Origin of the sequence: Legionella sp. km772 (assembly GCF_003989735.1) — a bacterium.
Lineage (GTDB): Bacteria > Pseudomonadota > Gammaproteobacteria > Legionellales > Legionellaceae > Legionella.
Genome location: NZ_RZGQ01000007.1, coordinates 21,421 through 43,497, shown reverse-complemented (window position 1 = coordinate 43,497; position 22,077 = coordinate 21,421). Strand labels below are relative to the sequence as shown.

Here is a 22,077-nt window from a genome sequence, read left to right as displayed (position 1 = left end):
ATTTTTAATCCAATCTCGAAATAGCTCTTGAAAATGCTCTGGGTCAAGGGCTCTATAAAAGCGTCGAAATGTGTCATCACTTGGTATGCCATTTTTGTAAGGTAAATATTGTCTTAAATAATCTATCTTGGCCTTGCCAAAATCCTCTACATCTTGCCAACCTTCAGCACCACAAATTGCAGCACTAAGTGTACATAACAAAATTTCTGACATCGTATATAAACGATTACGTGTTGATCGTGGATCATCAAGTGAAATAAAAAAATCTAAAAATCCTTCTTCCAGCTTCATTCCTATATCCATTTAAATGAAGCTAGCCTCTCATTATTTACCGATTTAAGCTAGATTTTTTTCATGAGGTGGCCCTGCTTAAGAATATTATAGGGCTGGCTCTATGGAAGCCAATTGCCTCTTCACGGAAAAACGAGCCCCTATCCATCCAAGTATAATAGAAAAAGCTATAAGTAACAAGATTTGTCTTATCGATAAACTAGTTAGCGGATAGTGCATTTGATAAACAACGGTGAGGCGATTGATTACCATTCCCAAGCTTAGGATAAAAATATTTACTAAAAAAACAGCAACCAAGGCTCCCGCTAAGCCATACCATATTCCAGAATATAAAAAGGGGCGGATAATAAAGGGATCGGTTGCGCCAACAAGTTTCAAAATTTGAATTTCTTCGTAGCGATTTTGGATGGCTAAACGTAAAGTATTACCAATAATTAATACCACGGCTAAAGCTAATAAAACTAACATCGCATTAGAGAGCTTGGTGGCAAAACCTAGAAGCGTATGTAAACGCCCCACCCACTCCATATCCACTTTGGTTTGCTCTACTTTCGCAAGCTTACTTAATTGACGAGCTAACATGTCTAAATTAGCGGCAGAATCAATATCGATAGTCGGAGTCACCTCAATCACTGCCGGTAAAGGGTTTTCCGGAAGATAATGCATAATATCCTGCATTCCTTCCTGCGCCGTAAGTTCGGTTAATCCCTCCTGGGCCGATTTTAAAGACGCATGCCCAACACCCGCTGTCGCCTGGACTTGCTCTAACACCGTTTTTTCTTCATTTTCGCTTAAGGCAGGTTGCAAATATAATGAAAGATGCCCATTCCGTTTCCACCCCGAGGTGAGCTGGCTGATGTTATCAGTAAAAACCCAAAATAACGCGGGCAAGGCTAAAGCGATGGCAATAACAATAACAGTCATTAGGGTAGCAAAGGGTTTGCGACACAGTAAGTTGAGGCTAGATAGGGCAGCTTGCAGATGATAGCTTAGAATAGACTGTATTATTTTTAGCACATTCGCCCCTCACGCAACATCAAAATACGATGCTTCTTACTCGCGATTAAGGCCAGATCATGAGTCGCTATTAAAATACTCACCCCAACCTGATTAAATTGTTCAAAAATCGTCATGATTTCGGCAGAAAGTTGCGGATCTAAATTCCCGGTTGGCTCATCAGCCAATAATAAAGAAGGCTTATGGACCACTGCCCGAGCTAAGCCAATTCGCTGTTGCTCACCACCGGATAAATGCATAGGAAGCATTTTTTCTTTATTCAATAAGCCGACCATATCTAAAGCGGCATGAACACGTTTGGCTATCATAGGATAAGACAAGCCTTGTATTTGCAAGGGCAGAGCCACATTATCAAATACGCTTCGATCATTGAGCAATGAGGGGGATTGGAAGGTGATGCCTAAGCGACTTCGGTGGGCTGCCACATCTTTTTTGTGAAGCTGATTCAAACGTAAACCATTAACTGTTAATTGGCCAGAAGTTGGCCACTCCAATAAGGCAATAAGCTTAAGCAAAGTGCTTTTCCCAGCTCCTGAACGGCCAGTGAGAAAGGCCATTTCCCCTTTTTGCAAAGAAAAATTAACCTGGCTGAGCGCTTCAAATCCTCCCGGATATCGTTTACTGACCTGGTCAAATGTGATCATCATTAAAATAGTGCACCAACGAATTGCTCTGCATCAAAGGGTCTTAAATTATCAATACCCTCACCTATCCCTAAATATCTAAATGGTAAGCCTAGCTCGTTAGCTATGGCAAATAAGATCCCACCTTTCGCAGTTCCATCAAGCTTGGTCATAGTGATTCCGGTTAACTGGACTGCTTCGTGGAATTGTCGGGCTTGAACTAAGGCATTTTGACCGATACTCGCATCCAGAATCAGCATGGTCTCATGAGGAGCCTTAGCATCCAATTTTTGCATCACCCGTTTTACCTTTTTTAACTCTTCCATTAAATTACTTTGAGTATGTAAACGACCCGCTGTATCTGCAATCAAAACATCTATCTTTCGTGCTTTAGCAGCTTGTAAAGCATCAAAAATGACCGAGGCACTATCAGCGCCGGTATGCTGAGCGATAACGGGGATACCATTCCGCTCCCCCCATACTTGTAACTGCTCGACCGCTGCAGCACGAAAAGTATCGCCGGCCGCAAGCATCACTTTTTTTCCTTGATTTTGCAGTTGCTTGGCGAGTTTGCCGATCGTGGTTGTTTTTCCTGCGCCATTCACCCCGACCATCAAAATAACATAAGGAGAATGATCCTCTGTAGCAAAAGAAAGTGCTGGGGAAACCCCTAAGATTTTTTGTAGGTGTTCTTTTAAGGCTTCATACACCATATCCCCATCAGATAATTGTTTTCGCGCTAAACCTTCAGTTAATTCTTTTAAAACCTTTTGGGTGGTTTCCATGCCGAGATCCGCACTGACAAGTAAGGTCTCTAATTCTTCTATTAATTCAGGGCTTATCTCTTTTTTTCCTAATAATAGACGCCCAATACCATCACCTAGTTGATGACGGGTTTTACTTAAACTGCGTTTAAAGCGAGCAAAAATACCTTCTTTGGGTACGCTTGATTCGACCTCATCTAGCGGCTCGATAGTTTCTTCTGACTCAATCGCAAGACTAGTTTCATCACTAACACTTTGATTTTCAATGCTATTTTCTATCTTTGAGTCTTGATTTCGTTTAAACCATTTAATCATTTAGTGTACAAATCCTGAGAAATGTGAAATTCTATCACCTTTTTCGCTTAAAGGTTAAGTTGTGTACAAAATACTTGCTACCCTATTCATGTTACTATCTTGCCAGACCTTCAGCCAAGTGCAAGAGTTTAAATTGAATAATGGCTTAAAAGTACTGGTAAAGGAAGATCACCGCGCTCCGATAGCTGTATCCATGATTTGGTATAACGTAGGCTCCGCGGATGAGCCCGGAGGAATTACCGGTGTTTCACATGCTATAGAGCATATGATGTTTAAAGGAACTGCTCAATATCCTTTAGGTATTTTTTCCAAGACCATTGCGGCCTTAGGTGGTAAAGAAAACGCCATAACAAATAATGATTATACCGCTTATTTTGAAAAGGTCTCAGCTAACCAATTAGCAACTTGCTTTGCCTTAGAAGCAGATCGCATGAATAATCTTTTATTGGATGCTAATGAATTTGCCAAAGAAATTAAGGTGATTCAAGAAGAACGACGAATGCGTACTGATGATAATCCGCAAGCACTCGCTTTTGAGCGTTTTTTAGCCACGGCCCATCTAGCTTCCGCTTATAACCACCCCGTCATTGGCTGGATGAATGACTTACAGCAAATGCAGGTTGATGATTTAAAACAATGGTATCAGCGCTATTATGCGCCCAATAATGCTACTTTAGTCGTTGTAGGGGATGTTAAACCTGAGGCAGTATTTTCCTTAGCCAAAAAATATTTTGACGCCCTTCCCTCAAAACCCCTACCCCACCGAGAATCACAACAAGAACCCCCTGCCCTAGGGAAAAAAAGTATTATTGTACATGGGCATGCCCAATTACCGCTGTTACTAATCGGCTTTACTGTTCCCAGTGTAAAAACGGCAGAGCGTCCTTGGGAGCCTTATGCCTTAGAACTTATTGCGGGTATTTTAGATGCCGGCAATGGCGCTCGTTTTACTAAAGAATTAATTCGGAAAAATCATGTTGCGGCTGGCGCAGATGCCTATTATAACCTCTATGCCCGTTATCAAACCCAATTTATAGTTTATGGCTCACCCAGTCAAAACCGCAGTAATGCAGATTTAGAACAAGGCTTTTTAGCACAGCTTAATCAACTTAAAACACAATTAGTCAATCCTCGGGAACTACAGCGGGTAAAAAATCAAATTATTGCGCAAAAAACCTTTGAAAAGGACTCTATTTTTGGTCAAGCCATGGAGTTAGGACTTCTAGAAACTACGGGGATTGGCTGGCAACATACAGATAAGTACAATGACGCGATTAATAAAATAACCCCGGAACAAATTAAAGAAACGGCGCAACGTTATTTTCAAGAGAATAATATGACAGAAGCTGAGTTAAAACCGATTATAGAAGGTAAATCATGAGTTCCTTTAAAAACATCCTGAGTCTTGTATTACTGGTTGTTACCCCCTTAAGTATTGCCAATACGTTTAAAACTGAGCACTGGACAACTAAAAATGGTGTAACGGTTGTTTTTTATCAAGCCCCTGAGGTACCCATGCTTGATATTAGTATAGCCTTTGCTGCAGGTTCGGCCTATGATCAAAAAAGCTACGGTTTAAGTGCCCTTACGGCCCAAATGCTCAATGAGGGCAGCTCGGGTATTGACTCAACTACTTTAGCAGAACAGCTTGATAATACAGGCGCTCAATTTGATACTACCACCAATAAAGACATGGTTGTCTTTAGTTTACGTACCTTAACCAGCAAAGAAGAATTAAACCAAGCGACCTCAACCTTTGCTCAAATCCTTAATCATCCCGATTTTCCGCAAGAGGCCTTAGAAAGAGAAAAAAAACAATTTTATATGGCTATTGCCCAAGCACAAAGCTCTCCTGACACCATGGCCACCGATGTATTTTTTCAACACTTGTATCAAGAACACCCTTATGCTCATCCCACCAATGGTACGGCTACTAGTATCAAAAAAATTAAACGCGAGGAGGTTGTTCAATTTTATAAACAATACTACGTAGCGAATAATGCAACTCTAGTCTTTGTTGGCGCTATAGACAGTCAAACAGCCCATCAGTTAGCGGATAAATTAACCCTGAATCTAAGTCCAGGAAAAGCAGCCGCCCCTATTGACAGAGCCCCTCCCTTAGCTGCGGCTAAACAGGTTCATCTCCCCTTCCCCTCTTCTCAAACTACGATACGCTTGGGGCAATTAGGGATTGATCACAGCAACCCCCATTATTTTCCCTTGATGGTAGGAAATTATATTTTAGGTGGCGCAAGTTTAACCTCAAAATTGGCCATAGAAGTCCGTGAAAAGCAAGGTTTAACCTACTCTATTGAGAGTCAATTCGTACCAATGCCTGGCCCAGGCCCATTTGTGGTCGCTTTATCCACTCAAAATCAACAAGTCAATGCTGCGGTAAGCCTCACTGAGGAAGTGCTTAACACTTATATACAAAATGGTCCAAGCCTCAATGAATTAGAAGCAGCCAAGAATTATTTAAAAGGAAGTTTTCCCCTCTCCTTAGCGAGTAATAAGACAATAGCCAGTTTACTTCTACGGATGACTTTTTATCATTTACCTGCTGATTATCTTGATACTTACCTGGATAAGATTAATAAAGTTACTCAAGACGACATCAAAAAAGCTTTTCAACAAGAAGTACATCCAAAGAAATTATTACAAGTTACGGTGGGGCAAGTTTGAAGCAAGTAATACGGATTATTGGTGGCTTATATCGCGGGAAAAAAATTCATTTCCCCGCGGTAGAAGGGTTGCGTCCTACTCCAGACCGGGTAAAAGAAACCCTATTTAATTGGTTAATGCATGATATTAAGGATGCACGTTGTTTAGATGCTTTTGCCGGTAGTGGCTCTTTAGGCTTTGAAGCCTTTTCTAGAGGTGCATCCAAAGTCGTTCTTGTAGAGCGCTCCTTGTCTGCTCATAATAATTTGCAAAAAATTATCAAAGAGTTTAATAGCTCTAATTTGCAGCTGATTAAAGAGGATGCTCGTACCTATCTACAACAAAGTAGAGAGCAATACGATCTTATTTTCTTAGATCCCCCTTTTGCGGAAAACTACCTTCCGAGCTGTGTGCAATCTATTGTGAAAAATAATTTATTAATCAAGGGCGGTCTACTGTATTTGGAAACTCCAGAAGAAATAGAGCTCGCACCTGAGCACTGGAAATTAATTAAATTAAAACGAGTTGGTCAAGTAGTTTCGAGCCTATTTGAAAAACTATAACTATATCTTGACAAGGAGCTTAGCTCCTGTTTCAATCAAGTCATACTTCTAGATATTAAGAACATTGAATGAGCAAGAAAATTGTCATGATGTTTGTGATTTCGACATTCCTCGCCGGATGTCATCATGTTACATTTAAAAAACCTCCGATGAATAACCCCAGTGATGATGCCTCCATTAAATTAGCAGAAGCAGCAGTCTCTGTGAGTGATTCTATGCTTGAGATGGCTAAAATTGAAAAGGTCATCACCCCCCCCAATAAAGATAATACACTGACCATTCCTAATGCTTACAATCTGCAAGCCAGGGCTAGTGTTGACTGGTCTGGTCCCGTTGAAGAGCTCACAGCGCGGGTTGCGAAATCAGCTCACTTCAAATTAAGAGTGTTAGGTAAAGCCCCTGCTGTTCCTATTCTTATTAGTTTAAGTATCAAAGATCAAAGTCTTGCCGAAATTTTGCGTAATATCGATTATCAGGCTGGAAAGAAAGCCTATATTTACGTTTACCCTAACAGTCAGGTTGTTGAGTTACGCTATGCGAAAATCTATTCCTAGTAGTATTACTGCTATTGCTTTATCCTTAATCCTAGTGGGATGTGGTTCTTCTCGGGGTAATTTAGGGGATACGGGCTCTCTAGAGGGCATTCAAGCCATGGCTAGTCCTAAATACACGCGCAATAAGAAAAAGCAAAAAATTGGTAGAGTGCGTGAGATGGCTCTTAAAGAAATTGCACTAAGTTTAGGAGCTCAAGCGGGTCTTGCTTGGCGTGCTAAAATTATTGACGAAGCGTTGACGAAACAAACCAGAAATCTAGATACTATCTATGATTTTAATTCTTTAGTATTAGAGCATAATATCTTGCCTCCTGTATTGCTTGAAGGCCGCAATACACTTAATTTAGCGGATGAGCAAAGTATAAGAATTTCAGATCGCACTTATAAAGTGGCAAAACAAGCACATTTCATTACGACCCCACCCACATGGCGCCAATATTTATGGATGGATTACATGAAGCCTGAGCCGCCTAACTCTACCTTGTTACCAAAAACCAAGATAGAGAAAGACGTATGGTGTATTTATACTGCTAGAGGTTGGAAGAAAGGTATAGAGCAGGCCAATACTATTTTAGAAGAAAGTTTAGCACGTCTCAAAGAGGATTTTGGTGGAATAATCCTTTATAGAAAATTACTAGCGATGAATATGGTATCACCTCCTTATGTATCTCATACGGATTTAGGGGTGACGGGTGATGGCTCAGAAATTCGTATTGATGATCGTGTACTGAGGATTACTGCCCTCCCAGCGCTTAATGTGAATAGTGATGAGTGGAAAGCGGCTGTTGCTAAAGATGAAAATGCCCTGGAGCAATTCAAGAATATGGAAAAAGTCGCAAATCAGTCTAAAATTATAATTACCAACAAAGCTTGGCAACCTGTAATTACACCAGTCAACTGATTAGAAACTATGAGCAATATTCGACTAATGCCCGATGAACCAACGCGCTTTACTCCAGTGTTTATGGACAAAATGCTGGAGCATGCGGAAAGTTTAAATGCCTCGGATATCACCATTCAAACCGGTGAGCCTATTTTTGCAGAAGTTTATGGTAAATTAATTAAAATTACTAACCGACGCCTATCGAATACCGAGTTGGGTGATTTAATTAACGCTATTTATGGTCCTAACGCGACTACTCAACTTCTCTCTGGTCAAGATATAGACACGCATTATGAATTTCGCCCGAATCGTGGCGTTCGTTATCGTTACCGGGTTAATGGAACAGCCTGTTTAGTTGAAGGCCATGACGCCATTCAACTTACTTTAAGAACCATTCCTACCACGCCACCGCATATCAGCATGATGAACTTGCCGGATAATGTGCTGGAGGCCGTAGCTCCGCAAGAAGGGATTGTATTTATTACCGGGGCAACTGGCTCAGGAAAATCCACTCTCCTTGCCTCGATCATTCGCTCACTTATAGAAAATGACGACTCGCATCGTAAAGTACTGACTTATGAATCACCTATTGAGTTTGTTTATGATGAAATCGAAACCGTTTCTGCAGTGGTTAGCCAATCAGAAATTCCACGTCACTTGCCTAATTTTGCTGATGGAGTTAGAAACGCATTGCGCAGAAAACCTCGTTTAATCATGGTGGGTGAGTGCCGTGACGCAGAGACGATAAGTGCTGCACTAGAGGCCGCATTAACCGGACACCCCGTTTATACCACGCTTCATACTTCAGGGGTGGCGGAAACTATGCGACGATTGGTTACCTCCTTCTCTGGTGAAGAGCGCTTAGGAAGAACTATTGATATTTTAGAAACTATTCGTCTTTGTATTTGGCAGAAATTAGTCCCTACTGTAGATGAGAAGCGAGTAGCCTTACGCGAATATCTAGTTTTTGACGAAGAGGTTCGCGATATTTTACTTGAAAGTGATCCCAATGAGGTGACATCTGCAACCCGTAAGTTAGTCCGTCAACGCGGCCAATTGATGACCCAAGATGCAAAAATGAAATTTGAACAAGGCATTATCAGTGAACGAGTCTACAAGCTCATCATCGCTGGCGCCAAAGAATACCAGCAATAAGGATTCTATTGCTCTAGTTACACTCCAGCGTCGCGCTGCTTGCGCATTCCTAAGCTATACTAAATAAAAAGAAAATTCGCTCAGTTATACATTATTGATAGCGCTTAATTTTCCTGGCAACTATGGCCAGAAAATTAATAAGGATAAACGTGTCCTCTACATTCCAACCATTATTTAAAAGTAAAACCTTTTGGTTTGCTATTGCTTTAGCGATGTGTGATTCTGCCGCAGGTACTGTCGGAAGTATTTACGGCTATAGTATCATTCTGTCTAATTATCCGGCCAGCGCTCTTATTTATTATATCGTACTACAAACTATTGTAACCTCACTCTTACGTGGCATCGGTTTACGTTTACTTACTAAAAACTATAAAAAAAACGCGTTAATCCAATACCTAGGTTTTGCCTTAGTTTTCTTGATGGGGATAATCCTCATGCAGTTTAAGGCTTATGCTATACCTTTTGTGGTGGCTATCATTACATCAGGAATCACCTCTCTAGCAACGATTATTTGTTGGAGTATGCTCTCGTTAGCTTTTGGGATGCGCGAATACAAAAGTGTAGCTAAATATTGCAACCAAGCTGCATACTTAAGCTCCATTATCTTTAGCTTTGTCGTACCACTACTAGTATTGTTTTATTCTAACACTTCTTTACTAATCTTCGTTACCTTAATGCTCATACTATGCGGACTCGCGATTTGGAAACTACCAGTTTACCAAGAGGATAAAAAACCACAAGGTAACAAAAAAATTAAGCCTAAAGCCATTAAATATGCTTTGTATTATTACATGATGCTCTTTACTGTCTTAATCACCACCATTATGGGTGTTAGTCAATACATTATGAGAGTTGAGTCGGCCTCCTATTTTACCCATGAACAATTAAGCTCCTTTTTTGGTTATTTTTCTGGAATTACTAATTGTATTGGCCTGCTCATCGCCTCAACCTCTGAACGAGTATTAAAACGTTTTGGCTTACAAGGACTACTTTACTCTATCCCTTTAATTGCCTTGGTTAACGCTCTTGCTGTTATTTTATACCCTAGCTTTTGGACTATTATTGCTTTAGGCTCCATCCGATCTATTTTTGGTTTTAGTTACGGAGCGTATAGCGCGGAAATTACTTTAAATATTTTACCAGCAAGCATTCGGTTTATTACCAAGGCCAATATAAAATCCACCGCCAGTGTTGTGTCGATGATCTTACTCGTAATTTTTACGTTGGGGAAAACTAGCGTTTATTATCTCACCTGTTGGATTCTTCCTCTAGCTCTTATCGCCCTGTTCTTTGCTTATAAAGTAAAACAATATTATAAGGTTACTCTACAACAAGAATCAGCCTTTAAGCGCTTTAACATCCTCGAGGAAATTAGCCCCGCCACCCAACCTATTTTACAAGACATAGCAATAAAGGCCATTCAAGAGCCCGATATCTATACCGTGTTTTATGGTTTAGATCTAATTAATAAACTCTATGCTGATAAGTCGCTTCCCTTAGCAGTTTTTAATTTGCTTGAGCATAAGGATGGTCTCGTACGTAATGAACTTATTAATCTTATTCGCTCGAGAGAATCACCTCATGCCCTAGCTTTTTTAATAAAGCATCTGCCAGGGGAAACCGAGTTAGAGCTCCAACGCAAAATGATTGAAGAAATAGCGCGCCTAAATTTGGATGCTGCCTTTAGCGTTTGCAAGACAAGTTCCCATGACTTATTTTTTCCAGTGATTAAAAATTTATCCGACTTTCTTAATGCTGTTGATAAGCAAGAAGCCTTAAACTATTTTGCTAGGCTCAGTCAAGATCCCAATCCCATACTACGAAAAATGTTAGCCTCATTTATAGGCGCTTTTAAAATTAAACCCTTATCCATTCATTTAAAAAGCCTCATCTTGGATAAAGATAATAGCGTGAGCGATGAAGCCTTACGAGCAGTTGCGCTCATTGAAGATGAGTCCTTGATTCCTGAACTAATTAACTTCATATTAAGTAAAAAAAATATTAGGTCTCAATTGGCCCTTCTCTCCTTTGGAAAAAAAGCACTACCGCACTTATCATCGGTTGCGTTTGCCCCAAGACAAAGTAAAACCATTATTAAATTAATTTCTTTGATTTCAGCAAGAGAAGCGGAGGACGCATTAATCTCAATCGCTCAACAAGGGACGATGTATCATCGCAGCATCGTTGCCAACTATGCCAATGCGCGGGCATGTAAACTAGTGTCAAGTTATGCGTTTAAACAAAATGCCTATACTTTGATGGAAGAGGAATTTAGTCAGGTATTAAGGCTGGAAGAGAAAATAAAACACACCAAACAAGCCGCGGTACAAACAGAAATAAAATTGCGAATTACTCTTGCCAAAACTATGTTTATTCAATGGCTCGCCATTGCCGTCTCTCCTAAAGAAATCAATCAACTTCTCACCTCGTTGATCCAAAACCAAAAGGAAAATGAACAAGTATTTGATAAAGCAATTGAACTTTTAGAACTCTATGTTCATGATAAGAAAATAAGTGCTTATATTTCCTTTTTATTTGAACATAAAGAAATAGGACTTAGCGATAAATTCCCCCTTCCCTATAAAGATCTTTGGTTGGAGCAAATTATGAAAAATCCAGATCAATATTCCCCACTGCTCTCTATAGTTTTTGAATTGCGTTCCGTGCGCTTATTTCATGATTTACCCGCTGAACTATTATTGGCACTTGCTGAAGATGCTCAATACTTGAACTTCAATCCAGGAGAATTAATTTTCGCTAAAGATGATCTTTCTGATGGTTTATACTGCTTAACCCAAGGACAAGTGGACATTATCCGCGATGAAAAAACTGTAACAACAATTATGCCACCTGGTTTTTTTGGAGAATTGGCCTTATTAGATAATGCAACTCGAGTAGCAAGCGCGGTAGCACAAACCTCATGCACTGTCCTCTTTATTGAGAAAGATGTATTTAACCGGATAGCCGATGATGTTCCCGATATCTTACGCACAGTGATTAAAATAATTTTAGAATATTTACGTAGCAATCTTGAGCATAGAACTTAAATCTACTGACTAGTAAACTAGGCCAAATTAAGTATGATGGGAGGACAGCAATAAACCAGGATGTTTTAATGATCTTAAAAAAACCCTACACCCTGTTATCCTTTTCCCTTCTTATTTTTCCTTTGGTAACAAGCGTTTATTCCTCCACTAAGAATCAAAGCCCCTCACCTACAATCCGTTTAAAAATTGTAGGAATTAATGATTTCCATGGCCAAATTAGCACTGGAAGGCTAGAGGGAAAAGCAGAAGTAGGAGGAGCTACGGTTTTAGCGAGCTACCTCAAAGAGGCTCAAAGTAGCATGGCGGAAAATACGATAATCACCATCATGGGTGATTTAGTAGGAGCCTCACCTCCTGCCTCGGCGTTATTGCATGATGAACCGACTATCTTATTCATTAATAGTCTTGGAAATAACCATTGTACAAGTCAAGAGCGCATGAATCCGGAATGTAATATTGTCGCAACTCTTGGAAACCATGAGTTTGATAAAGGACAACAGGCACTTTTAGACTTAATTTATGGCGCAGGCAAACCACCGATTAATAATTGGTATCCTATGGCTGAATACCAAGGCGCAGCCTACCCCTATATATCCGCTAATATTCTTAATGCAGAAACCAATAAGCCCATGTTTCCTCCTTATATTATTAAGCAAGTGCATGGAATTCCGATTGCCTTTATCGGAGCTATTGTAAAAAATACCCCTGAAATGAGTTTCCCTGCTCATATCAAAGGTCTTAAATTCATCGATGAGGCCGAGGCAATTAACTCCTATCTTCCTGAAATTAAAGCCCAAGGGGTAAACATTATTATTGTATTAATTCATGAGGGCGGAGAGCAAAAACCCTATGAGGGCCCCACGCAACAGGACACGGAGGTCCATGGGGCGATTAAAGAAATTATTTATCGCTTAAATGATGAGGTTGATGTGGTCATGGCGGGGCACACCCACCAATTTATGAATGCGTTCTTACCCAACCACCATGGCAAACAAGTTCTAGTAACTCAAGCCAATAGCTATAGCAGCTCCTATGCGGAAGTTAGTTTGGATGTGGATGAGAAAAATCACCACCTAGTGAAGAAAGAGGCAAGGATAATAACTACTTTTGCTAATCAGTGGCCAGGTACAACACCTGATCCACAAACTCAGTATTTAGTCGACTTAGCAGAAAATAAAGTGGCCCCTATCATTCAAGAACCCATAGGCAGCGCTTACTACCCTTTATTAAGAAAGCAAAATGCAGCGGGCGAGTCTAACTTAGGGAATTTAGTTGCTGATGCATTTAAAAAAGCTATGAATGCTGATCTTGCTGTCCATAATATCCATGGCCTACGCGCTGATATCCCTGCAGGAGCAATTACTAAAGGAGCCGTCTATTCTGCCCTTCCGTTTGCCAATACTGTGGTACTAGTTAGCCTAACAGGACAAGATATTTATGATCTATTGGAGCAACAATGGCAAGGCAGCTACCCTAATATGCTGCAAATATCGGGTATTACCTATACTTATGATACGAAGCAACCCCTGGGTAAACGAATACAAGGCATTGAATTGTTTAATGGACCTTTACTACGAGAGAAAGTTTATACTATTGCTACCACTGATTTTTTTGCTAATGGCAGTGGGGTGTTTTCAGTTATGAAAAAAAGCAAAATGCTAAAGCAAGGTGATAGCGATTGTCAGGTTCTTATCGATTATATTAAACAAGGCGCCCAACCGATTAAAATAGAGATTGAAGATAGGATAAAAAGTACCTAGCTACCACTTGGAAATGAGCTAATAAGCCCTAATGAACAAATCCCGAATTGGGTAACAATTCGGGATTTGGAAGTGAGTATTACAGTGGTTTGGGCACAGGGCCTCCACCTCCTCCGGGAGGGGCGGCGCCTCCAGGAGGGGGAGAGCCGCCTTGGGGCGCTGAACCACCTGGAGGTTTAGCGCCACCACCTCCTCCACCGCCGCCTCCGCCGCCCTCATCACCACTTGAAGCAGTAACTTCACCGGAGGATGCGCCCTCATTCATTTTCTTCCTTAAGCTGCCAATGGCTTTCTGAGCATGAGCACCCATTTGTTTATTCATTTGACCTTGAGCATCTTGAGTAGCCTTAGAAGCCTCACCCATTTTGCCTTTAACCATTTCATCACCCCATTGGGCAGATTCACCGCCTAAACTTTCAGGGCTTCCACCAATCCAACGCAGTACTTTATCGGGTAGATAAGAAATTAGCGTAAAGGCTTTTTGTACTAGGGTGATATACATTGTAGTATACACAAGTATTGAGAAGAAGAAGGCAAAAATACCTGCCCAGTCACTGTAGCCGCCCGTACCGGAACCGCCACTAGTTCCTCCCGTTAAACTGTTTCCATAGTCAGAGTTATGTTGGACTTGGGGAAGCAATACTTGCGCAGCACTAGGTTTTTCTCCAGGTGCTTGCACAAAACTTATGGCATGCTCAAAACCTGCATTGAGCACCCAAACACTGACATAAGACAAAGCAATGCCTGAGATATAACCAATAATCATCATCGCCGGTCTTAAAAAGACGTTCATCAGTAACATGATCGCCGCTTCACCCTTACCAAAGGCATCATGCCCTTCTGGATGAGTGACCCCGAGCGCAACAATAGGAGCCGCCACCATAGCCTCAATCACCGAAATAAGCCAAGCGATGGAGCCAAAGGTAAAAATCATATACGGTAAAATTGGAATATAGTAGGCTGTCGTAAAACCAATGCTCACCATAATACCTAACCAGGCAAGGAATAATGGGGCTACCAACATTAACAGTGCTAATACCACAGGGCCAAAGATAGAAATAGCGATCATAATGCCTAGGATCATAAGCCATAAATTACCGGCGAAATTGATGTAATAAACGCCCATATTTGCTAGAGCAACAATGGGGTTGGCTCCTGGTTGAGAAATCATCGCTAAGCCTGCTTGGAAAATTTGCGCCAAGGCTTGTAGTGGAATCATGATAAAGGCCATGACCAACTGTTGTATAATTTGCCCAAAGATAGCTATAAAGAGGTTGAAAATAACTAAGACTACCGCATTATAGAAAAGATCCCCTAATAGCGCTCCTAAGCAGAAAGAGAACATGAAGGTTTTTACGTTACCACAACTAAAGGTCATGGGTTTTAAATACTGATTTTCAGGGTTAACATTAACGTTTAACACATCAGCAAATTTTAATTGATTATAAGCCCCGGGTTGTCCTGCAGGCCTTACCATTAAGGAATTATCGACAAACCCATAGACACTTATTGACTTAGAATCGGTTTGCGCATTTAAGGTTTGTTGAGTACTGGTGAACGTAGGTTTGGTAGCCTCAGGGCTTCCTTGAATAAGATTGGCTATTAATTTAACTCGGCTCTGGCCATTAAGTGCGGCGCTAACAAAAGAGTTATAAAGTTTACCAATGGTGGTGGAGCTTACAGTGCTAACTGTCGGATCAGTAGTAGTGCTATTATCCAGACCACTTTCCGTGTCAAAACCCGAACCATTTTGCGCACTCTCACTCGTTGCATTACCATTTAATTTTACTAAGTCAAAAAAGTAAGCCCCCGCCATCATCCAGCCTTGCGCATTGGCATCAGCAATAAAGCTTCTAGAGTTAGCACCATGTTGGGTGGTTTGAATGGTAGCAATCAGACGTAAAGTGGGTTGAATTACCCCATTATAATCCTGGATTGCTCCAGCAAATTCAGTACCATTAAATAAGGCGCCCCCGCAAGAAGAATAAGCAGGATCGGGTCCCCAAGTTGTACAACTAGAATCGTTTGAGTTTGCTGACAAACAGGTTGAACCATTTGCGGTATAAGGAATACCATACTGCTGTAAGGCATAGGCTGTACAACTATTTGTAGCCGGAGTAGTGCTCGTATTTGAGTTGAACGAAGGGTTATTATCCACCATCGTTTGGGCCACTAAGGATAAATCGCTGTACATTTGTTGTAAAGCAATAGCCCGCGATAATTGCGCGGTCTCATATTCAGAGCTTGTTAAGGTCACAGTGTCTGTGGTTGTTGTCTTCGCTCCTAAACCGGACCAAATTGCAGCGCCCGTTTCTTTATTAGTTCCCATACCAACGGTAGTGTTACTACCACTAGGACCTGCGGGTAAATTTTGCATGGGTTTCCAGGTGACCACCCCACAGGTTCCATTAAGCGCTACATAGCTACCAGTGGTAAAGTTAGGCATGGGCATATTATAGTTGCCCTTACTATCAAGCGCCGGTGGGGGGTTAGAACCCTGGTAAGTAACAAAATTTACGGAAGAAAGAAAATTAGGAATAGACTCTGTACATAAAGCGGTAAGTCCCGCAGGCACATTTATCTGTTTATCGATATCTTTACATCGGCCCGCAGATCCTTGATCAATTGTGCGCTGTATTTCTAATTGCTTTTGTAAACCTAGCATACAGACTTGCCCCACCAGAATCGTGAAGGCACCATTAGGGAGGGCTAAAGCTTTGCCATTTGCCTGATCGAGTAAACTAAGCCCGGGGTTTGGTTCGGCCTGAATAATTACCCCGCCCCTATTTAAATAGCTTAAGGCCGCCTGCCATACCTTATCGGCTGCACCAACACCTTGCACCACTACCCACATAACAAAAATTTGCATTAGACAATAGCCCGATGCTTTAGGGATAAGTAAGCCCAGGCCTAAGGTTGAGCGCAGAGGTATCCATATAGAGGACCATTTTTGGCCTAACATTTGCCCTTCATGGGCCGTATTCATGGTAGATACCATGAGTGTATACATAATAACTATGCCGCCTAAGGCCAGTACCGCGGAGTTAAATACCGTAAAAATTGCCCCCATTATTTGGCTACCGGAGCTATGTAACACACCATCCACAGCACCAAATAAATTGCCTAAAAAGACTACCGAGTAATCGCTAGCGGGAGGAGCAAAGGTTAAATTTGTACCATCATCAGCGAAAGCTAAAATGGGAAAAAAGCTCAAGAGTACCATTAACAACCGTTTATTCATTCTTTCGCCCTCAGAAAACCTTTTTTTAACCACTCATCAAGTGAGCATCCCAATTTACGGTGCTTAATTTGGTAATACCAAAAATGATAGCGAAAAGCTAAGGCTAATGCGATCATCATTACAATTAAACTAATTAAGGCGGCGCGAAACGTGCCAAAAAACAAGTGATAGCCCGAATAAATAAGTATGGCAAAGGCCAAGGTCGACATCAACAAGCTCAATCGATATAAAGCTTTTTGGCGTACTAATAGATCTTCATCAGATAATTTAAGTTCTTTTTGCGCGGTTTCAAAGGATTCTGTTAAAGCAGGATTGGCATTCTCATCGTCAATTTCCTCTTTTTCAACCATAAATAAGCGGCGAAAAATGCTTCCTAAAAAAGAAGTAAATGATTTTGTTCTTTCCCAATCAAACCAATAAGGAATATTGATGATGCTAACTACTACTCTTACAATTCTCGAGCCAGATTTCTTTTTCATAATTTTGCTTTTTAAGTAATGGACTTTTACCCTTCATAATATACTATAGTAGAATGTAGGGATTTAATCCATTAAACAATCACTGTAAAAAAAGAGTAAAAAATGCCTGATCTTAGTCATGAAGCTTCTGCTCAATATTGGTTTGAATATTTAGACCCAATGATTTATCGTGTTATTACCTTTATGGAAAGTGTTGAGGATTGGACCCTCGATGGAAATCCTGAATTTGAAGCCGCTATGGATCAGTTAGGAAAAGAGCTTGACGATATAGAAAAGATAGATATGGGCTTATTGGCTGAAGAAGAAAAGTTTATTCGCATTGTTGGTAATATCAAATCAGGTCGCGGTTTACGTTTACTGCAAGCGATTGATACGGTGCATCCAGGGAGTGCCTCAAGGATATTGATTCATGCAGAAGAAACGAGTCTTGGAAGCTATGATCCTGCCGGGTTCTTTTTAAAAAGAAATATTGTATTTGAACGATTAAGGTTGTTATCGCGAGTTTTTTGTCAGTATCGATTAAAACTTGTTTTACGTGCACTTGAAGGGGATGAATAATAATGAAATTAGGAAAATTTGCTGTAGCTAATCTACTGTGTCTAACGATGATGTCGGCCACAGCCCAGAATTACAATAACAACGACAGTCAAGCACAACAAGACACCAGCAATAATACCGGAAAACTGCTGCAATCGGTGATCAATTGGGCGGCACTCTTGGGGTTTGAGGTTGATCCAGAAAAAGTCCAAAGCACTCCACCCATAGCTGATGTACAACTAACGAGCTATGCCAATACCTCCTTACTAGAAACTTTAGTATACAGTACTTTTTTTGGCTCTATTCCAACGACAACACCGCCGATCACATCATCTAATAGTAGTTCTAGTTCCTCAGGCCAACAAGGTGTAGGGCTCCCATTTTTACCCCAATCCAAAACGACTGAAACTATCAATGCTGCATCCAATTTAACCTTCAAAAACTATAATGGCAGTAGTGGTAGCAGCAGTAGTAGCGGTTCGCAAGTAGCATCCATTTCAGCAAACCCACTAGTGGATCAACCCCCCTATCAAGCAGATCCTGTAAGCCAAGCCATATTTAACATTTTAGGTACGCCAGATGTCAGTGCTTGTAGTGCGAATACGCAAAACCCGCAACAAAATGTCAGTAACTCCACTAATCCTATTAAGTCGTTTCAATCATCACAACCCTGCTCTATAGCCCCCACCATGTTCCAATCGCAATTAGTAGAGAATGTGGTTGGAGTACCACCAAGCCCATCGGCATTTTATTCAATTGCCAGTAATGCAGCCATACTTCCACAGCTGAACAGTAATTCCTTAATAGCTCCTTTAAATTACTCCTCCGACCAGCTTAATTTCAATACAACACCTCCTTCTGGAGGCGAGGCCTCAGCCGGATTAAGTGCGACAACTCAAGCAGAACTTGCAGCTAATTTCATTAGATACGCATCAGGCTCAGTAAGCCCAACCATTTTACCTAACCAAAATACCTATCAAGCTGTTTATAACGCTGCCGTCAATGCCGGGGATTCTCAGCCACAAATGCAGGCCATTTTAAGCACCTATCTGACCAACCTCCGTATTTATGCCGCCCAAAGTTCTGTCGGTATCGGTAACCTATACTATATTCTGTCCCGTAGATTACCTCAGCAACAAAATGGCTCCGGTCAAAACGGCGAAAGCGGTCAGCAAAATAGTCAGGCCTTAAATGAATATAACATGGCAACCTGGCGGATATTCCAAGTAGGTGGGGCAGCTGCAACAGGTTCCTCTGGTTCTTCATCATCAGGTTCAGGCAGCGGCTCAACGAGTTCAAGTGGCAGTTCAGCACAAACGCAATGGATAGAAAAAATTAATAGTGCAGGCTCCGCTACTGTCCAAAAAGAAATCGCAATTTTGCTGGCAGAAATAAATTATCAACTTTATCTAGACAGACAAATACAAGAGCGGATGTTAATGACTACCTCGGTTTCATTATTGCAAGGTACCAAGGCAACTCAACCAAGCTCAGATCTATCGAATCAAATTACTGCCGCATCCACCGCTATGCCTCAGTAATCCAAATCTAAAAGACCTTGGTTTAACGAACCAGGGTCTTTTTTTTGTCTTGAAAATTTCCCTATTAATTCAATAGTGCTATTCAGTTAGCCCTAAAGAAATAGGATGCAAAAAGAGAATAACATGTTATTATTCTGAGCAATTTAAATAGCATAAGAATAAAGCTAATATGTCCAAACCCTATGTCTTTTATGTTGATGGCATGAGCTGCATTAGCTGCAGTAACACGATAGAAAACTCTGTACGCAAAAGCAGTAAACAAACTATAGAATACTTCCATGTTGATTTAACAACGGCAGACCCTAAAAAAACCACCATCATTTTAACAGAAGATAATGAGTCACCAGAGCTTATTTGGGAGCAATTAAAAAATCATATTGACGATGTAGGATTTACTTGCAGAGATGCAAAATACCAACCCCCAGTCCAGCAAAAAAAACTAAGTGAAAAAAAAACAACCCTATTAGATTCGTTTAAGCACTTCGTTTCTTCGCATTGGTTTCTAGGTATTATGGGTTCGACCGCAGGGATTGCTTTATTAATTACTTTTTTGACCGCCACCGGTTTGCCTTTAATAACCATGATAGGCTTAGCTAGCTTCAGTACTATCCTTACTTTAATCCTAGGAGCTAATTCTTATTATGATGCGTGGAAAAAATTAACTAAGTCCCAAACCCTGACTATGGATAGTCTATTTACTATCAGTACGCTTACAGTTTTAATCGTATCTACGGCCTCTTTCTTTGTTCCTTGGTTACCCATGATGTTTGAAGCAGGCTTGCTGATTTATGGGTTTCGCCATATTGGGTTAGCTATCGAAGAAAGTCTTAAAGAAAAAATTCATCCCGGACAATTTAAAGACAGAGCACCGCAAACTGTTCGTCTTGCGTTAAAAAGTGGGATGCATGAAATGCCTTTAAATTACATCAAAGCCAAAGACATCATTGAAATCTATCCAGGGGAAATCATTCCGCTTGATGGACTTTGCGAACAAGAAACGTCTATTTACAACACCATCATTAGTGGCAAAACTGATCCGCAACACTACCGCCAAGGAGCCAAGGTGTTAGCTGGGATGCGCTTAGCTAATGACGCAAAACCCCTTAAAATTCTCGTTCTCAATAATGCTCAAAAATCCTATCTTGCACGTCTGGATGAGGGTATTGAACAATCCATGCTTGAAAAAGCCCCTTTAGAATTAAAAACTCAAAAACTATTGAGTTATTTTGTTCCCTCAGTAATTGCCATTGCTGCCCTTTCAGGCATAGCACTCAGTTTCTTTTTCCCCGCAGCGGTTGCAATTCAAAGCGCTATTTCCGTATTAGTAAGTGCCTGTCCTTGTACTCTTGGACTAGTAATTCCCTTAGCGGTAAAAACAGGAGTTCATAAAGCTGCAGACCATGGCGTTTCGTTCAAAAGTACTAAGGCCTTGCAAGAAGCAGAGCAGATTGACACCGTTATTTTTGATTTAAACGGCACATTAACTCATGGTATTCCCAGCGTAAAAAACTATGAATTATGTGCGCCAAAGGCCTTAAGTTTAGAAGAGTTTTTTAGCATCGCTGCGGCTTTAGAATCTTCTGCAGATCATCCTATTGCTAAAACAATTTACACCTATAGCCAAACTTATAACCCTAAAACTCTTAGCATCACGCAACTGAATAAAGAACATCACTCAGGTGTAAGAGCTGTGATTAATAATGACCATTATGCTATTGGCGGCTCTGCATTAATGCACCAACTAGAAGTGGATATTAGTGCGCAAGAAAAACTTAAACTGGAAGCAGGTGATAGCCTGGTTTATTTGGCAAAAAATAAGGAGCTTTTAGGTTATTTAGTGCTTACAGATCCTATCCGTAAAGATGCACATCAAACCATTAAACAATTAAAAGCTCAAGGCAAAGAAATTTATCTTTGCACAGGCTCCGATGAGCTCACTGCCCAACGCTACGGTCAAGCACTAGGTATCGCTACACAGAATATCCATGCAAATTGTCTGGCAACGGCCTTGGATGAACAGGATCAAGCAAAACCTAAACTAATAAAATTGCTCCAAGCAAAAAATAAAAAAGTGGCAATGGTAGGCGATGCAGCAAATGATACCCATGCCCTTGCTGCGAGTAACTTAGGCATTGCCGTCTTATCACAAAACAGCGATGAATTAGCCCAAAAACATGCGGGGGCTGTTATTCAAAAAGACAGTTTAACGCCTATTGCCAATCTTTTTGAGTTATCCAGACAGACGGTAAGCAATATTAATCAAAATTTAATGATGAGTATTGGCTATAATTTAGGGGCTTTACTCATTTCCGGCGGCTTATTGGTTACCGCAGGTTTAACTATTAGTCCCGCTATCGGGGCTGCATTAATGGTACTCCAAGCATGTATCATTTTAGGGAATGTTTATCGGTTTAAACAACAACCACTAAGTCACCTTGCTGAACCACAAGAAGCTCTTTTAATGCCCTCTTCGTTTCAACAAATGCAGCATTGTGCAAGTATGCGTCCAGTGAACAGCAATAGTTCAGAAATGCAATGTGAAGAGACTAAGCAATGCACGACGTCGATTTTTAAGCCCAGTATTAAACCACGAATTGAAGAAGAAGAACCCTTAAGTTGTTGTCTAATTAAATAGGAACTGAATAT

At 40.8% G+C, this 22,077-nt stretch carries 17 protein-coding genes; 11 read left to right on the top strand and 6 right to left on the bottom strand.

The window, feature by feature from the left end; all coding sequences use genetic code 11:
- From ELY15_RS01800 to ftsY, 4 genes are all read right to left on the bottom strand, one after another.
- Positions 1 to 291, bottom strand: a 291-nt coding sequence (locus ELY15_RS01800) for an ISAs1 family transposase (RefSeq protein WP_158617399.1), incomplete at its 3' end; no start/stop codon positions are given.
- Between the two features lie 87 nt (positions 292 to 378).
- On the bottom strand, positions 379 to 1,308 hold the full coding sequence (gene ftsX / locus ELY15_RS01795) for a permease-like cell division protein FtsX (protein ID WP_127097949.1): 930 nt from the start codon (positions 1,306 to 1,308) through the stop codon (positions 379 to 381).
- Positions 1,302 to 1,952 (bottom strand): cell division ATP-binding protein FtsE, encoded by a 651-nt coding sequence (gene ftsE / locus ELY15_RS01790; RefSeq protein ID WP_127097952.1) that lies wholly within the window; start codon positions 1,950 to 1,952, stop codon positions 1,302 to 1,304. Before ftsE ends, ftsX begins: the two co-directional genes overlap by 7 nt.
- A gap of 2 nt (positions 1,953 to 1,954) precedes the next feature.
- Positions 1,955 to 3,010 (bottom strand): signal recognition particle-docking protein FtsY, encoded by a 1,056-nt coding sequence (ftsY, locus tag ELY15_RS01785; RefSeq protein ID WP_127097948.1) that lies wholly within the window; start codon positions 3,008 to 3,010, stop codon positions 1,955 to 1,957.
- A 61-nt stretch (positions 3,011 to 3,071) separates the two neighbouring features.
- Between ftsY and ELY15_RS01780 the strand changes: the two genes are divergently transcribed.
- The 8 genes from ELY15_RS01780 (at position 3,072) to ELY15_RS01745 (ending at position 13,633) form a co-directional block, all read left to right on the top strand.
- On the top strand, positions 3,072 to 4,391 hold the full coding sequence (locus ELY15_RS01780; protein ID WP_127097947.1) for a pitrilysin family protein: 1,320 nt from the start codon (positions 3,072 to 3,074) through the stop codon (positions 4,389 to 4,391).
- Positions 4,388 to 5,692 (top strand): pitrilysin family protein, encoded by a 1,305-nt coding sequence (locus ELY15_RS01775; protein WP_127097946.1) that lies wholly within the window; start codon positions 4,388 to 4,390, stop codon positions 5,690 to 5,692. Before ELY15_RS01780 ends, ELY15_RS01775 begins: the two co-directional genes overlap by 4 nt.
- Complete coding sequence (gene rsmD, locus ELY15_RS01770; protein WP_127097945.1) at positions 5,689 to 6,234, top strand: 16S rRNA (guanine(966)-N(2))-methyltransferase RsmD; 546 nt, start codon at positions 5,689 to 5,691, stop codon at positions 6,232 to 6,234. Before ELY15_RS01775 ends, rsmD begins: the two co-directional genes overlap by 4 nt.
- Before the next feature lie 68 nt (positions 6,235 to 6,302).
- Positions 6,303 to 6,788: a type IVB secretion system lipoprotein DotD gene (dotD, locus tag ELY15_RS01765; RefSeq protein WP_127097944.1), complete on the top strand. Its 486-nt coding sequence runs from the start codon at positions 6,303 to 6,305 to the stop codon at positions 6,786 to 6,788.
- The gene (locus ELY15_RS01760; protein ID WP_127097943.1) at positions 6,769 to 7,689 is read left to right on the top strand and encodes a type IV secretion system DotC family protein; all 921 of its coding nucleotides are present in this window, start codon (positions 6,769 to 6,771) and stop codon (positions 7,687 to 7,689) included. The genes dotD and ELY15_RS01760 overlap by 20 nt, the downstream gene beginning before the upstream one ends.
- Positions 7,690 to 7,716: 27 nt before the next feature.
- On the top strand, positions 7,717 to 8,826 hold the full coding sequence (gene dotB, locus ELY15_RS01755; protein WP_127097951.1) for a Dot/Icm type IV secretion system ATPase DotB: 1,110 nt from the start codon (positions 7,717 to 7,719) through the stop codon (positions 8,824 to 8,826).
- Between the two features lie 149 nt (positions 8,827 to 8,975).
- The gene (locus ELY15_RS01750) at positions 8,976 to 11,873 is read left to right on the top strand and encodes a cyclic nucleotide-binding domain-containing protein (protein ID WP_158617398.1); all 2,898 of its coding nucleotides are present in this window, start codon (positions 8,976 to 8,978) and stop codon (positions 11,871 to 11,873) included.
- A gap of 68 nt (positions 11,874 to 11,941) precedes the next feature.
- The gene (locus ELY15_RS01745; RefSeq protein WP_127097941.1) at positions 11,942 to 13,633 is read left to right on the top strand and encodes a bifunctional UDP-sugar hydrolase/5'-nucleotidase; all 1,692 of its coding nucleotides are present in this window, start codon (positions 11,942 to 11,944) and stop codon (positions 13,631 to 13,633) included.
- A gap of 79 nt (positions 13,634 to 13,712) precedes the next feature.
- On the opposite strand, the gene dotA is transcribed toward ELY15_RS01745, so the two are convergent.
- Both dotA and icmV read right to left on the bottom strand, forming a co-directional pair.
- Entirely contained in the window at positions 13,713 to 16,874 is a 3,162-nt protein-coding gene (dotA, locus tag ELY15_RS01740) for a type IVB secretion system protein DotA (protein ID WP_127097940.1), read from the bottom strand.
- Positions 16,871 to 17,353: a type IVB secretion system protein IcmV gene (gene icmV / locus ELY15_RS01735; protein ID WP_127097939.1), complete on the bottom strand. Its 483-nt coding sequence runs from the start codon at positions 17,351 to 17,353 to the stop codon at positions 16,871 to 16,873. Before icmV ends, dotA begins: the two co-directional genes overlap by 4 nt.
- A 102-nt stretch (positions 17,354 to 17,455) precedes the next feature.
- Between icmV and icmW the strand changes: the two genes are divergently transcribed.
- From icmW to ELY15_RS01720, 3 genes are all read left to right on the top strand, one after another.
- A complete protein-coding gene (gene icmW, locus ELY15_RS01730) occupies positions 17,456 to 17,911 on the top strand; it encodes a type IVB secretion system protein IcmW (protein WP_127097938.1) in 456 nt (151 codons plus the stop codon).
- Positions 17,912 to 17,913: 2 nt separating this feature from the next.
- Positions 17,914 to 19,431, top strand: a complete 1,518-nt coding sequence (locus ELY15_RS01725; RefSeq protein WP_127097937.1) for a type IV secretion protein IcmX — start codon at positions 17,914 to 17,916, stop codon at positions 19,429 to 19,431.
- Positions 19,432 to 19,600: 169 nt separating this feature from the next.
- Positions 19,601 to 22,066, top strand: coding sequence for a cation-translocating P-type ATPase (locus tag ELY15_RS01720; protein ID WP_127097936.1), 2,466 nt, complete (start codon positions 19,601 to 19,603; stop codon positions 22,064 to 22,066).
- Positions 22,067 to 22,077 lie beyond the last annotated feature (11 nt).

What these genes read in the sequence shown, in the direction of transcription:
- ftsE (WP_127097952.1), bottom strand. Translation starts at nt 1,952, where the DNA reads ATGATCACATTTGACCAGGTCAGTAAACGATATCCGGGAGGATTTGAA.
- ftsY (WP_127097948.1), bottom strand. Translation starts at nt 3,010, where the DNA reads ATGATTAAATGGTTTAAACGAAATCAAGACTCAAAGATAGAAAATAGC.
- ELY15_RS01775 (WP_127097946.1), top strand. Translation starts at nt 4,388, where the DNA reads ATGAGTTCCTTTAAAAACATCCTGAGTCTTGTATTACTGGTTGTTACC.
- dotD (WP_127097944.1), top strand. Translation starts at nt 6,303, where the DNA reads ATGAGCAAGAAAATTGTCATGATGTTTGTGATTTCGACATTCCTCGCC.
- ELY15_RS01760 (WP_127097943.1), top strand. Translation starts at nt 6,769, where the DNA reads ATGCGAAAATCTATTCCTAGTAGTATTACTGCTATTGCTTTATCCTTA.
- dotB (WP_127097951.1), top strand. Translation starts at nt 7,717, where the DNA reads ATGCCCGATGAACCAACGCGCTTTACTCCAGTGTTTATGGACAAAATG.
- ELY15_RS01745 (WP_127097941.1), top strand. Translation starts at nt 11,942, where the DNA reads ATGATCTTAAAAAAACCCTACACCCTGTTATCCTTTTCCCTTCTTATT.
- dotA (WP_127097940.1), bottom strand. Translation starts at nt 16,874, where the DNA reads ATGAATAAACGGTTGTTAATGGTACTCTTGAGCTTTTTTCCCATTTTA.
- icmV (WP_127097939.1), bottom strand. Translation starts at nt 17,353, where the DNA reads ATGAAAAAGAAATCTGGCTCGAGAATTGTAAGAGTAGTAGTTAGCATC.
- icmW (WP_127097938.1), top strand. Translation starts at nt 17,456, where the DNA reads ATGCCTGATCTTAGTCATGAAGCTTCTGCTCAATATTGGTTTGAATAT.
- ELY15_RS01725 (WP_127097937.1), top strand. Translation starts at nt 17,914, where the DNA reads ATGAAATTAGGAAAATTTGCTGTAGCTAATCTACTGTGTCTAACGATG.
- ELY15_RS01720 (WP_127097936.1), top strand. Translation starts at nt 19,601, where the DNA reads ATGTCCAAACCCTATGTCTTTTATGTTGATGGCATGAGCTGCATTAGC.